Raw genomic sequence first — 13,972 nt, 5'->3', positions numbered from 1 at the left:
GCGGTCGGCAGGATCGGCCCCGGCCTGCGTGGTTGCTGCCGCGAGATCCGTGACGCGCTGGAGTGCCGCCTTGAGCTGCGCAACGGCCGCAGGCATTTCAAGGTGAGGCGTATCGGCTCCCGCCGCCGCGTCCGCCGTCAGGAACAGCCCTTTCGCCGCGCGCGTCGTGCCCCATCCCTGGGTCGTGATTTCGAATCCTTCGCCTCTCTGGAGCTTTTTGCTGTTGAGCAGGTAGCCCTGGTTCATCGCTGTCTGGTTGTAGACCGTCGCGATTCGCGCGCTTTCCTTGCCCTGCAGATCGTTAAAGACGATTTCCGCGCCGCGTAGCGGCGAGCGCCATATCGCATAGGAAAACATCGCCTGCGCGCCGTGGACGATGTCCGGATGCGAATAGTCGTGCAGGGCGCCGGAGATATGGATACGGTCGACATCGTTGTGGGCCGCTTCGAGCATGACCTCGGTCGTCGGAAGCAGCGGCGAGTGAAAGCCCCCCCTGATACGACGAAGACGGACGCAGCAGGCGCAGCTTCAGCAGTTGCCGGTCGGTATTGCCCGAGCCCTGCAGGAACTTCGGCAGGACTGGATAGCGGCCGTATTCGTCCACGCACGCGTAGGGCGTCGAGTCAAACGTTGTAACGACGCCTGCGACGGGGCCACCCAGAAATCGCCAATGCTTTTCGTAAACGAATCGAGGCCGGTACGCGAGGTGCGCGGGCATCGCCTTGAAGCGCGTGAACGCCGGTTTCGTGCGGCTGCCCTTCATGACCACCGAGGTAATCACGAAGCCGTATTCCGCGCTGGCGAGCTTCGCGTTCGTCAGCTTCATGACCACGCCCGGCGCGACGCCCTTCGCGTCGGTGGTGCCCGAGAGCGTCGCCTGCCGCGCGACCAGTTCGTCGCGCCGCATCTGGACGACAGCCTCGCCCTGGTCCTGCGTGAAGTGGAACTCCGCGCTGCGACTGATCTGGCCGAATACCGAGCGGCCCCCTGCGTCGGCGGAGACATTCGCGCTCGCCCGTAGCGGGTCGCCCGGCGTGCGATAGTTGCGCTCCCACACCTCGATCGCGGCGGGAACGAGCCTGCGCTGCTCGTTGACCTTCTGCGCCGCTTCCTGCCAGTTGCTGTTCAGACCCGCGCCGTCGAGCAGCGGCACGTCGATCGAGCGGACATAGGCGCGCGGGTTATTCGAAAAAACGATGGTATCGAGTCGCCCGTCCTTGGCGCGGCCCTGTTTGTAGAACCAGAAAACACCCTTGCGACGGCAATGACGTGCAATCAGGTTGTAAAGCGACTCCTCGTACATGACAACCTGTTCCATCTTCTGGTCGAGTCCCTCAATCTGGAACTCCACGTCGAAGGCATCGAAATTCTTCCGGTCGATCACGGCCTGCGTGATCAGCTCCTGGAGGGTAACGTCCTTGAACGTATCGGATTTGACGATCCGTTTGAGGAGGGCCACGAAGCGCGGTTCAATGCGCAGGCGGTAGGTGCCCTCGTCGCGGCTCACGCTGACCCGCTTCCAGCGCGTCACCACACCGTTCCACGTTGCCGCCTCACGGTCGACGGAATCGGCATAGCTCGCCGAAGGGACCGCCGCGCGCTCGTCGATCTGCAACCCCGCGCGTTTGCCCACGCAGAGCTTGCCGTCAATGGCCAGTTCCGGAGACGTTACCGTGACATCGACGAAATAGTCCTGGCAGAAGCCCGCCTTCGCCTTGAACTTGATCACGTCGAGCGGAATTTCGACACCGCCTACCCACAGGCTCAGGCGTTGGCTCAGGCGCGCGCTCGGGTGAAGCAAGGTATCCCTGAAACGCTTTGTCACTGCATCCATACGCATCCCGGTTCGTTAAAAGGAACGAGGCGAAGCCGCCGGACCCACCGCTTCCCGTCGGGCTCGCAGTTTTTGGCAGTCGATAATTAAGGAATTACTCCATCAGTGCGTCAATCCGGAAATCAGGGTAGCGTCTGAAATTCCCCAAGCTTTTGTCAAACAACAATAAATCGGAGTCCTTATGTTTTTTGAGATGGATTTGCGTGATAGGCGGGTGCACTTCCTAATGGCGCATGGGCAACGCGAACGGATGGCGCGTGGGCAACGGCCAGCCCCGCTGTCCGTGATGGCGCAGCGCATTGGCAAGCAGCGCGGCGTCGTCGCGTGCATGTGCCTCAAGGCGTTCCGCGATCTGCTCAAGCAGGGGCAACACGTCCTCCTGCTTTTCGCGCGAGTCGGGCCGTGCCGCGAGGCGCATCAGAAAGCGCAGCCGCTGGATGTCCTGCAGGCGCGCATCGGCATGACTGACCGCCTGCATGACGAGGCTCTGCAACCGGTCGTAATCGCGCAGGAGGTTGTGCAGGGTGGTGCCCGGAATGGGCACGGTGACATCGTCGCCAGTCATGGCAAGCGGGTCCGGAAACAGGCCTGCGCACGACGTAACGAATCGGGTGAGCGGGCACGGTAACGGGGTTGGCGGACCGGCGTTGAGTGCAACCGGCAGGCCCGGGGGCCTTCCCGCTACGGCCCGCCCATGGAAAATGGGCGCGCAGCAGCGACGCACGGCTCGCAGGGGCAGGCGTGCGCATGAGCGGCGTCGCGTGGAACCAGGTCGCCGGCGACGCATGGGCGAACGTACGAATAGCCCGGATGCAAAGGGCAATGTCGTCGTGTACGTTACCGGTTGCTGTACCGCGAGGTCACAGGCGATGCGCAGCAGCGTATCCTTCGCAGCGCGCGCCTGGGCGAGCGTGGGCGTTGGCACTGCGGGGTGCGGGGGTGCGTCGGTCGCATCGGTCGGCACCATCTCGCCGATTTCCGTAATGACGTGCCGGGTGCCGTGCGCGAGCCAGTACGTCGTGCCGCGCAAATCCGGCAGCAATTTCCATTGCCGGTCGACAATCACGGCGATCTCGTGTTCGCTTGCGGGGGGACGATTCTGCGCAGTGGGAATCGACGGCGCCGCAGGCACAAATTCCGGCGACGGCACTGGCTCATGCGGACGGATCGTCCACGCACCATCGACAAGGACGGGCGTGCCCTCCGATGCGTCAAACGGTGGCGGCCCGTTGAGCGCGGCGTGGGGCGGCAGCAGGAATACGCCCGGTTCGAGCGGATCTTCCTGCACGAGCGTCGTGCCGGTCAGCGCGCCCCGGGCGTCGCACTGCCAGGCGGTAATCAGGTTCGTCATGGCTAATACCTGATGATGTAGTTCGCCTCGAGATTGCGGATCGTAATGGTGCCGCTGCCGTACTGCGGAATCAGGTCGCACTCCTTGGTCGCGAGCGTGACGAGCCCGCTCGCGAGGCGCTCGCGCTCGGACAGCGCCGCCTCGATGTCGAAGGCCGTTGCGCTCAGATCGATGCTGCGCCGGAACGTATTGCAGGCTTCGTCGGCAACCGACTCGGGAATGCGGAACGTGCGAGCCGCCGCGTGAACCTGCGCGGAGACGCCGATCGACGAAAGCAGCACCGCCTGCTGCTGAAGCGCCTCTTCCTGCGGCGAGAACAAGTCGAGCTTGAGCCGCTTGATCAGCAGCTTGAGCGACGAGCCGTTCACGATCAGGCTCACGAGCACGAAGTCGGAGGCGAGAATGGCGACGAAGCGGCACGTGGTGTCGGGCAACGCCTCGTTGTGCGCGAGGCCGAGCGCGAGCACGAGCGTGACCGCGCCGTGCAGGCCGCCCCAAGCGATCACGAGCTTGTACGCGGCGCTCACGGGCTCGGTGAGTTTCAATCGGCTCAGCAACGGCAGCATGCCGAACGTCACGACGAGGCGCGCCACCAGCGCCGTCACCACCACGGCAAGCGCGGCAAGGTCGATCCAGCGCGCGGCGCGCAAGGTGGCGGGAATCTGCATGGCCGCGAGCAGAAAGATGGCCGCGCCCGCCATGGCCGCCACCTGCCCCCAGTTCAGTTGCAGATGCTGCCAGTTCACGGGCGAAAGCCGCGTGCGCCCGAGCCCGCTGATCACGAGGCCAGCCGCCACCATCGACACCACGCCGGAGACGTGCAGCGTTTGATCGGCAAACAGATAAAGCGGATATGACAGCGCGAAGCTCAGCGAAATCTCGGCCTTGCCCGCCGCCGAGCGCCGACAGCAAGTACGCGAACGCGCGCCCGGCAAGCGCGCCGACAGCAAGTACGCTGAGCAGTTCGATGCCGAGCGTGCGCAACGCGGCAGCGCCCATTGCAGCGGCGCTGTCACCGATGATGGCCGAGATCAGCACGCTCGCGATTGCGATGGCGGCCGCGTCGTTGAGCAGGCTCTCGCCTTCCACGAGGCGCACGAGACGCTCCGGCGCGCCCACCTGGCGAATCACCGCGAGCACGGCGGAGGGGTCCGTGGTCGCGATCATCGCGCCGAGCAGAAGGCCGTCGGTAAGTGGGCCGAGCCCGGTGAGGTGAGGTGAGGTGAGGCGAATCGCGCCGCCCACGATCGCTGTGGCAACAAATACGGCCGCCACGGCAAGCAACAAAATGGGCGCCGCATCGCCCAGCATCTCGCGCACGTTCACGCTCAGCGCAGCCTGAAACAGCAGTAGCGGCAGAAAGATCCATAGATACCCTTCGGGCGGCAGGCGCGGCGCGAGCGCAGGCGTGAAGACGCTCGCCCCCGAGCGCGAAACCCCACGCAGCCAGCAGCACCGATTCGGAAAGCGCGAAGCGCAGGCTCACGGCCTGCACCACGGCGATGCTCGCCAGCAAGAAGCCGCTCAGGAGTAGAACGTGGATGATCATTGCCGATCGCGTGAGTCAGCCATGAGTCAGCCATGAGTCAGGCGTGCTCGCCGCGCGCGGCAAGCCAGACCAGCGTCAGCGACCTCACCCCTTGCGCGCCACGAATCAGCACGCCCTCGATATCGGCCGTGGCGGACGGCCCCGTCACCAGCACCGCATAGCGCGCGCCGCGAAAATCGTCGCGCCGGTAGGCATCCTGAAGACCCGCCACGAGCGCGCCGGGATCGAGCAGCACGTAGAGATGCTGCACGAGGTAGCCGAGTGCGTTCACCCCGTACTCGCGCTCGGAGAGCCACACCGAGCCCGTTTCGGCAACGCCGAAGCGCGCGCGCACGACGCCCACCTCCACGTTTTCGAGCGACTCGGGCGTGGCCGGATCGAGCGCACGCGTGCCCTGCACCTCGGGCGCCGCCGACGCGATCGACACCTGCGCACCGAAGCGCTCGCGTATCAGCGCGAGCACTGCCTCGCCCGAATCGGCCCGCGCCTCACTGCCGCCCATCAGCGCGAGCGCCGCGCCAAAGCGCGCGCGCAAGTCGCCGGGCGGCGTGTCGAACAACGGCACCTCGGGCAAGTCCTGGGCCTTGGGCTGCGCCGCGCGCACGCGCGCGAGGAACGCTTCACGGCTCGCCATTGTTGCCTCCGTTGTTGCCTCCATTGTCTTCCCCGCGGCTGCCTTTTTTGCCTTCGCGATGCTTGCGGTACCACGCATGAAAAGTCGTGGAAGGCGCCTGCGGCAGCGTGCGCTGCCGGCCCCAGATATTGAGCGGGTTGTAGAGCACGAAATTGGGCAAGAGCCGCAGCGCGCCATCGAGCGACGACACCGCCGCGCGATACATCTTCGGACTCCCCAACAAGCGCCCCGCCATCTTGAGCACTTCCTGCTTCACGAATGGCACCTCGTGCTGCGCGGCGATTACCTCGCGCCACTGGTAGATCTGCTCGTGAATATTGATCTTCACCGGGCACACGCTGGTGCAACTGCCGTTGAGCGTGGACGCGAACGGCAACGCGCTAAAGCGCTTCAAATCGAAGGTTGGATTGATGATCGCGCCAATCGGCCCTGCATAGGTGCTGCCATACGAGAGGCCGCCGCTGCGCCGATAAACCGGACAGGTATTCATGCACGCGCCACAGCGAATGCACTTGAGCGAATACCAGAAGTCCGGCATCGCGAGCCGCGCGCTGCGGCCGTTATCGACGAGGATGAAGTGCATTTCGGCACCCTCGCGCGGCGCGCGGAAGTGCGAGGTGTATTGCGTGATCGGCGAGCCCAGCGCGCTGCGCGACAGCATGCGGACAAACACGCCAAGATCGGACATGCGCGGAATCAGCTTCTCGATGCCCATCGAAACGATATGCAGCGGCGGCACGTTGGCCGATAGATCGGCGTTGCCCTCGTTCGTGCAGACCACCACCGTGCCGGTTTCAGCCACCGCGAAATTGCAGCCCGTCATGCCGGCCGTCTTCCCACGCACGAACCACGGGCGCGTGTTCATGCGCTGGCTCTCTGCGAGATAGTGGATGTCATTGTTCGACGCATCGGTGCCTATCGTGCGGCCGAACACCTGGGCTACGTCATCGCGCAGCTTGTGCACCGCGGGCACGACGATATGGCTCGGCGGCTGGCCATCGAGTTGCTGGATGCGCTCGCCAAGATCGGTTTCCATCACCGCGATGCCGCGCTGTTCGAGGTACGGGCGCATCTCGCACTCGTCGGTGAGCATCGACTTGCTCTTCACGAGCGCGGTCATGCCACGCTCGCTCAGGATGCGAAAGACCGTCTCGTTGTGCTCGCCCGCCGTATCGGCCCAATGCACCTGCACGCCGTTCGCCTCGGCGGTGCGCGAGAACTGGTCGAGGTAGTCGGCCAGATGCGAAAGCGTGTGCGCCTTGATGGCCGACGCGAGCTCGCGCAGCGCCTCCCATTCGGGAATCGCATGCGCCTGCGCATCGCGCTTCGTGCGCAAGTCCCAGAGGCGCTTGTCGTGGAAATCCACGTGTTCGGGTCGCGCGAGAAATGCGCCGGCGAGCTTCGCGTGCTCGACCCGCTTCGGGCGATCGTTCGGGGCGCTCATTCGCGTGCTCCGTTGAGCACCTGGGCAATATGGATGAAGCGCACATCGGACTGCATGCGCTCCGCGCAGCCCTGCTGATGCATGAGACACGACATGTCGCCCGAGACTATGTATTGCGCGCCCGCGCTCACATGATCGATGACTTTGTCCTGGCCCATGCGTACGGACACCGCTTCCTCGGTCACTGCGAACGTGCCGCCGAAGCCGCAGCATTCGTCGGGCCGCTGGGGCTGCACGAACTCGATGCCCTTCACGCGCTGCAGCAACGCGAGCGGCTTCGAAAAGGGCTTTCCCACCACTTCCGAAATCGAAGCCTCGTGCAGATGGCGCAACGCGCTGCAACTATTATGCAGGCCCACGCGCCAGGGGAATTCGGCCCACGGAAATTCGCGCACGCGCAGCACGTCGTGCAGGAACTCCACGAGTTCGAAGGTGTTGGTGCGCACGCGTCGCACCGCATCGGTCTGCTCGATGGCCGTGAAATGATCGCGCACGTGATTCACGCAGCTGGCCGACGGCCCGACGATAAAGTCATACCCTTCGAAAGCGCGTGCGAACACGCGCTCCGCGCCAGCCGCCTCGTTCTGCGCGCCGCTGTTGGCCATGGGCTGGCCGCAACAGGTCTGCTCGAGCGGATAGTCGACCTCGCAGCCGAGCCGCTCCAGCAATTCGAGCGTGGCAATGCCCACTTCGGGATAAAACGCGTCGATGAAGCACGGGACAAAAAGGGCGACTTTCATGCGAGGGCTCGCGCGAGAAAGCGGACCGGACCATTTTAGCGCCGATCCTCCCGCGTTTGCCCGCGCACTGCCCCGCCCGCTCAAAAGTTATGGCGAATGCCCGCGATGACCGCCAACTGTTTGTCGCTATCCGAATTCACCAGATTCGGAATCTGCGCGAGATTGCGCGTGCCGCCAGCGGCATCGATGCCGAGTCCCGCACCGGTTGACTTCTGGCCAATCACCACGGCATAGAGCGCCGTGCGCTTCGAGAGGCTGTAGACCGTGCCCAGATTGATCTGATGGATGCGCGTGGATGAACCCTGATCCGGATGCGCATCGTTGAAGATATAGGCAAAGCCGAATTGCAGCGCGGGCGAAACTTGCCACGTCGTGTTGAGTTCGGCGATATCGAACGCGATGTCCGCGCCTTGTGGCTGCGCCGTGCTCGCGAAATACTGGCTCTGGGAAAGCCGCGTATGCGTGTAGCTCAGTGCGAGCGTTACCGTATCGAGCGCATACGAAGCGCCTGCGCCGTAGATATCGATCTTCTGCGCATTGTGCAGTTCGCAATACGAAGCATCGGCATTCGCGCAACTGAAATCGCCAATATATCCGGCCTCCCCACCCAACGCCGCCTGGAGCGGATTGCGCAGTTGCAGATAGCCCGCGGAAAGCGAAAGCGGTCCGCGCGTGTAGTTTGCAGCGAGCGACCAGCCGCGGTTCTGCGAGAAGTTGCCCGCCACGCCGCCAAAACTGAACAGGCCGCCCACGGTCAAGCCGCCGAAGCTCGGGCTCACGTACTTGATCGAATTGTTGAAGTTGAACGCTTCGTTGAGGTTGTCGACATCGCCGAAGTGCGAGCCGTAGAGCGTCGCCCAGTTGTTGCTCGATGCATAGACGCCCATGTTGTCGGAGAACGGATCGTACTGGCGCCCGAGCGTGAGCGTGCCGTAGTTCGCGTTCGCCACGCCCACCCAGGCGTTGCGGTTAAAGAGCGTGCCGCCCTGCAGCAACGCCCCGTTCTGCGTGAAGATGCTGTTTTCCAGCGTGAAGTTCACCGCGGTGCCGCCGCCGATGTCTTCGCTGCCGGTCAGGCCCCAGCGCGACGGCACGAGGTTGCCGCCGCCCAGTTGCCAGTTCGAATGCCCTTCGGTGCTGCCATCCGCGTGTGTACTCTGCTGATTCGTCGAATAGACGAGGCCGGCGTCCACCGTGCCGAAGAGGGTGACCGAGGACTGGGCGCCAGCGCCCTGCATGAAGGTGGCTAGAGCGCACGAAGCCAGCGCCAGCGCCGTACGCCTGACGAGTGGGTTTGCCATGTCGATGTCTTTGGATTTGAGGGGAGAGATCGCGCCACGCGCGCGGGATGCTACTGGCCGAAGCGCGCGTAGATGTCGGGCCGTATGCGCTTGAGCACGAAGCCGAGCACAATGCCGAACAGCGCGACCGCGAACACGATCCACGGGAACGCCCGCACGATGGGACTATCGGAACCGGAAAGCGCGTCTAGGTTGCCGGTCAGCACGAAGCCGATCCACAACAGGCCCAGCCCGCCCAGTATCGGTGCGACGAACGCGTGCCACACCCGCGTGTCTTTTTTCGTGGTGCGAAAAAAAGCGACCACCGAGAAGCTCGTCACCGCTTGCAGCATCACGATGCCGATGGTGCCGAGCGCCGACGTACAACTGAACACGGTATTGAACGGATCGGCGCCTGCGAGCACATAGAGCCCCACCGGCAACGCCACAGTAAGCGTTTGCAGATAGCTCGCGCGATACGGCGAGCCGTATTTCGCATGCAGGCGGTCGAGCTTCGCGGGCAGGATGCCCTCGACCGAAAGCGCATGAATGTAACGCACGATCGTGTTGTGAAACGAGAGCAGGCTCGCGAAGATGCTGGAGAGCAGAAGCACGCTCATCGCGGTGGTCATGGCGCCGCCCAGGTACTTCGTGGACTGGATGAACCAGAAGTCGCCGGGCTGCTTCGTCGCGGCGTCGACCACGTCCTTCAGGCCCCAGGCGCACACGATGGCCCACGTAACGAACGCGAAGAACACGAGAATCAGCGTGACCGACACATAGGTCGCGCGCGGCACCGTAACCTTCGGATCGCGGCACTCCTTGCCGTAAATCGCCGTGGCCTCGAAGCCGATAAACGACGCCAGCGCGAACATCACGGCAATGCCCATGTGGCCGCTGAACACCTGCTTCGGCGCGAACGGCGCGAGCGTGAGGCCGCTCGGCCCACCATGGTGCATCACGATGGCGATCGAAAGCACGAGCAGGATGCCCATTTCAAGGCACATCAGCACGCCGAGCAGGCGGCTGTTCAGGTCGATGCCGCGCAGGCCCGTCACCTGCACGACGGCGATGCATGCGAACGAATACGCGTACCACGGCATCGCACTATGCAGGACCGGCCCAAGCACGACCGTGCAGAAGAAGCCGAATAACCCGTACAGCGCGATCTGGATGCAGGTGTACGAAAGCAGCGCGACGAGCGCACCCGACATGCCGAGCGGCCGGCCGAAGCCCGCCGTAATGTAGGCGTAGAACGCGCCGGCGCGCACGATATGCCGGCTCATCGAAGCGAAGCCCACGCTAAACACGAGCAGCACCGCGCCCGCGATCACAAAGGCGCCAGGAATGCCCGCGCCATTGCCGAGGCTGATGGCGGGCGGGACCGCGCCAAGCATGCCGGTGAGCGGCGCGGCCGCGGAGATCACGAGAAACACGATCTGCCACAAGCCGAGCAGACTGCGCGGCGCCGCGGCGGCATCGTCTGCCATGGCGCTGCCCACGAGCCCGGATGGCGCGACGGGTATTTGCGGTTCGTTCATCGTTGCCTCTGCTGGTGTCTTTTTGAATTGCGCCACGCGACACGATGAAGAACCGCGTCCGACCGGCGCTCGTGAAAGCGAATCCCGCGTGGTCTATTGCGAGATTCGATACGAGCGCATGGTAGGCGGTTAAAAATTCCCGCGATCTGACTGACCGCGCCAAATATTCGATAAGTTGCGCCAACCCGTCTGGGGTTTTTACCTAACGTGTTTGCCGCTCAATCGCACCCTGATCGTGGCTGGCCGCCGATAAAACAATTGATTTGGATGACAAATCAATTGTCACCGACTTCTTTCAATCACATTCCTTTCCGAACCCCATCAGCAACATTACATTTTCAAACTGACGCGCCTTTATCCCTGCAAACCGGGCTTACTCGGACCGCCCCCAGTTACGCGTCGCGCGCCATAGCACTGTGGCATCTGCATAGCCTACCGCGCGGGCGACGGCGGCGTTGGTCATGCCCTCCTGTTCGCGCAGCACGGCCACGCTGCGCTGGCGTTCCTCGCGAATGATCTCGCGCACAGAAGTGCCCGCCTCGGTCAGATGACGCTGCAGCGAACGGTTCGATAGCCCGAGATCCCGCGCAATGTCGGCAACCACGAGTTTTTCGCGTGCGAGCCGCCGCGTGACCAGATCTCGCACCTGAGCGACGAGATCGTGCGGAACCGTATCGCGCGAAATGAGATCGGTCGCGTGGCGCTCCATCATGCGCGCCAATTGCGTGTCGGCGCTCTTGAGCGGCGCATCGAGATCGTGCGGATGAATCACCACGCCACTCGCTGGCTGCTGGAAACGCACCGGCACGCGGAAAATACGCATATAGGGCTTGAGATCCGCGGGCGCGGCATGCTCGAAATGGATCTCGACCGGCGCCCACGCCGCACCGCGCACGAGGCGAATCATGTGGCACATCGCGCTTACGCTGTATTCGGCGTCCTGGCGGCGCGGCCAGATCTGGGCCTGCGCAATGCGATAGCTCCACATGGGCCATGCGTTATCGCGCACCAGATCGACGAAGGTACCGCTCTGCCATGAAGCGAGTGCATCCGTAAACTTGCGGATGGCCGCCCCCAGCGTGGGCGACGACATGAACACGAGCCCGGCAGGCCCGAGTTCGGTGAGCTGCAATTCGTTGCCGAGACGCAGGCCGAGCCACGGTTCATCGAGCACTTGCGCCGCGCGCTCGAAAGCACCCACATAGCGCCCGAGCGGCAGGATTTCATAAGGGTCCGAAAGTTGCCTGCGGCTCAGGCCGAACTCCGCCAGCAATGCATCGCAGTCGGCGCCCGCTGCATCGAGCGCGCGCACGATCGGCCCCATCACAGCGCCGCGAATCATCGGATACCCGTTGCTGACAGGCCCTGATTTCATGTCTCTCTCCGTTCACCCGACGATGCGCATGAGCGTATGCACCCGGGTTTGTACGTTCTGTCTTTGGCGCACTCTATCGTTCCTTTGGCGCGTTTTGCAAGCGCGAAAAAAATATGGCGTTTCTACGATGACGTCACGACATCGCCATTGCGGCAATGCCCTCCGCTCCCCGAAACGGGGCCAGCCTGCCGCGCTCCACGCGCTGTTGCGGCCCAACGCCATCCTTACGAAATGCTTATGAACACGAACCCGAACTCGCATCCGCTCGATCCGCTGAGCCTTATCGAAATGCAGCTCGCCTGTGACATTGTGAAGGCCGCCGAACAGCTCGACGAACACGCGCGCTTTCCCGTTACCGAGTTGCACGAGCCGCCCAAGGCCGAAGTGCTCGCATACCGGCCCGGCAGCTATTATTCGCGCCGTGCGTTCACGATTGCCATCGATCGCACGCGCAACCAGACACTCGAACTGGTGGTCGATCTGCGCGAAAAGAAAGTGGAATCGCGCAAGGCGCTCGCACTGCACAGCGCGCCGTTCGGCCAGCCGCCCGTGATGATCGAAGATTTCATGAACGCCGAGCGCATCGTGAAGGAAGACCTCGCGTGGCGCGAGGCCGTCAAGAAGCGCGGCCTCACAGAAGACGATCTCGCGCGCGTGCAGGTCGATCCGTTCTCAGCAGGCGCCTTCGATCGCCCAAACGAAGGTGGCCGTCGCCTCGTGCGCTGCGTGAGCTATTACCGCGAGAACGTGACCGATAACGGCTACGCGCACCCGATCGAAGGCGTGGTGGCGGTGGTGGACCTGCTTGAGCAGAAAGTGATTGAGCTCGTGGACGACGGCCGCATCATCCCCATCCCGCGCGCGAAGCACAACTACGACACGGCAAGCATCGGCAAGCCGCGCGATACCGTCAAGCCGCTTTCGATCAGCCAGCCCGAGGGACCCAGCTTTACGATCGACGGCTGGCAGGTCAGTTGGCAGAACTGGACATTCCGCGTGGGCTTCACGCCGCGCGAGGGCCTGGTGCTGCACCAGATCGCCTGGGACGACGGCAAGAGCGCGCCGCGCCCCATCGTCTACCGCGCGAGCGTGACGGAAATGTGTGTGCCCTACTCCGATCCCACCACGAACCATTACTGGAAAAGCGCGTTCGATGCGGGCGAGTATGGCCTCGGCAAGCTGGCGAACCAACTCGAACTCGGTTGTGACTGCCTCGGCACGATCCGCTACTTCGACATTCCGTCCGCCGACGATTTCGGCAATAGCTTCACGATGAAAAACGCGGTGTGCCTGCACGAAGAGGATTACGGCACGCTCTGGAAACACTACGAATTCCGCACCGGCGTGTTCGAGATGCGCCGCTCGCGCCGTCTCGTGATTTCGTTCTTCGCAACGGTGGGCAATTACGACTACGGCTTTTATTGGTACTTCTATCAGGACGGCACGATCCAGCTCGAATGCAAGCTCACCGGCATCATTCAGACCTCGGCTGTCGCGGATGGCGGCACGTACCCATGGGGCGGCATGGTCACCGAGAATCTCGGCGGCCCGACGCATCAGCATTTTTTCAATGCGCGCCTGCACATGATGGTGGACGGCGAGAAGAATTCCGTGACCGAGCACGAGTTCGTGCCGCGTCCGATGGGTGCGGAGAACCCCTACGGCAACGTCTTCGACACCACGAAGCGCGTGCTCAGGACCGAGCAGGAGGCCGCGCGCAACGCCAACGGCCAGACTGGACGCTTCTGGAAAGTCGTGAATCCAAACGTGAAAAACCGTGTGGGCGCGAATCCCGGCTACAAGCTCATCATCAACGATTCTCCGCTGATGCTCGCCGACCCGAATTCGAAAGTGCGCCAGCGCGGCGGCTTCGCCACGCGCCATGTCTGGGTTACGCCATACGACACGACGCAACGCTACGCGAGCGGCGACTATCCCAACCAGCATGCGGGCGGCGACGGCCTGCCGCGCTATATCGAAGCGAACCGCAACGTGGAAAACGAAGACATCGTGCTGTGGCATAGCTTCGGCCACACGCATGTATGCAAGCCCGAGGACTTCCCGGTCATGCCCGTCGAGTACGCCGGCTTCATGCTCAAGCCGAACAACTTCTTCCACGGCAATCCGGCGATGGATCTGCCGGGCGGGCGCGACCCGCATAGCGTGCAGGACGGTGCGCCCGATGCGGGAACGGCGCCGTCGTGCTGTCACGGCAAGCAGTAAG

The 13,972-nt window shown here is 63.5% G+C and carries 11 protein-coding genes; 2 read left to right on the top strand and 9 right to left on the bottom strand.

Going from position 1 to position 13,972, the window contains the following annotated elements:
• The 3 genes from NH14_RS33515 to NH14_RS34220 all read right to left on the bottom strand — a co-directional run.
• On the bottom strand, positions 1-357 hold a 357-nt coding region (locus NH14_RS33515), incomplete at its 3' end, for a type VI secretion system Vgr family protein (RefSeq protein ID WP_237179632.1).
• Positions 302-1,834, bottom strand: coding sequence for a phage late control D family protein (locus tag NH14_RS15605; protein ID WP_237179631.1), 1,533 nt, complete (start codon positions 1,832-1,834; stop codon positions 302-304). The genes NH14_RS15605 and NH14_RS33515, both read right to left, overlap by 56 nt.
• Positions 1,835-2,057: 223 nt before the next feature.
• Positions 2,058-4,505, bottom strand: a complete 2,448-nt coding sequence (locus NH14_RS34220) for a cation:proton antiporter domain-containing protein (RefSeq protein ID WP_508613266.1) — start codon at positions 4,503-4,505, stop codon at positions 2,058-2,060.
• An 88-nt stretch (positions 4,506-4,593) separates the two neighbouring features.
• Between NH14_RS34220 and NH14_RS33865 the strand changes: the two genes are divergently transcribed.
• Entirely contained in the window at positions 4,594-4,719 is a 126-nt protein-coding gene (locus NH14_RS33865; RefSeq protein WP_269151833.1) for a hypothetical protein, read from the top strand.
• A 52-nt stretch (positions 4,720-4,771) separates the two neighbouring features.
• Here NH14_RS33865 and NH14_RS15595 read toward each other — a convergent pair whose 3' ends face one another.
• The 6 genes from NH14_RS15595 to NH14_RS15570 all read right to left on the bottom strand — a co-directional run bounded on the left by NH14_RS15595 (position 4,772) and on the right by NH14_RS15570 (position 11,748).
• Positions 4,772-5,368 (bottom strand): LutC/YkgG family protein, encoded by a 597-nt coding sequence (locus NH14_RS15595; protein ID WP_035534974.1) that lies wholly within the window; start codon positions 5,366-5,368, stop codon positions 4,772-4,774.
• Positions 5,355-6,812 (bottom strand): lactate utilization protein B, encoded by a 1,458-nt coding sequence (locus NH14_RS15590; protein WP_052148623.1) that lies wholly within the window; start codon positions 6,810-6,812, stop codon positions 5,355-5,357. Before NH14_RS15590 ends, NH14_RS15595 begins: the two co-directional genes overlap by 14 nt.
• Positions 6,809-7,552 (bottom strand): (Fe-S)-binding protein, encoded by a 744-nt coding sequence (locus NH14_RS15585; protein WP_035534976.1) that lies wholly within the window; start codon positions 7,550-7,552, stop codon positions 6,809-6,811. Before NH14_RS15585 ends, NH14_RS15590 begins: the two co-directional genes overlap by 4 nt.
• An 80-nt stretch (positions 7,553-7,632) precedes the next feature.
• On the bottom strand, positions 7,633-8,853 hold the full coding sequence (locus NH14_RS15580; RefSeq protein WP_084226029.1) for a porin: 1,221 nt from the start codon (positions 8,851-8,853) through the stop codon (positions 7,633-7,635).
• Positions 8,854-8,903: 50 nt separating this feature from the next.
• Positions 8,904-10,373: an APC family permease gene (locus NH14_RS15575; protein ID WP_152617368.1), complete on the bottom strand. Its 1,470-nt coding sequence runs from the start codon at positions 10,371-10,373 to the stop codon at positions 8,904-8,906.
• Between the two features lie 373 nt (positions 10,374-10,746).
• Positions 10,747-11,748 (bottom strand): AraC family transcriptional regulator, encoded by a 1,002-nt coding sequence (locus NH14_RS15570; protein ID WP_035534981.1) that lies wholly within the window; start codon positions 11,746-11,748, stop codon positions 10,747-10,749.
• A gap of 237 nt (positions 11,749-11,985) precedes the next feature.
• On the opposite strand from NH14_RS15570, the gene NH14_RS15565 reads away from it, so the two are divergent.
• Complete coding sequence (locus NH14_RS15565; RefSeq protein WP_035534984.1) at positions 11,986-13,971, top strand: primary-amine oxidase; 1,986 nt, start codon at positions 11,986-11,988, stop codon at positions 13,969-13,971.
• The last annotated feature ends 1 nt before the right edge of the window (position 13,972 follow it).

This window comes from Paraburkholderia sacchari (assembly GCF_000785435.2).
Classification (GTDB): domain Bacteria; phylum Pseudomonadota; class Gammaproteobacteria; order Burkholderiales; family Burkholderiaceae; genus Paraburkholderia; species Paraburkholderia sacchari.
The sequence above is the reverse complement of the archived record's forward strand: the minus strand, read 5'-3'. Positions and strand labels throughout refer to the sequence as shown.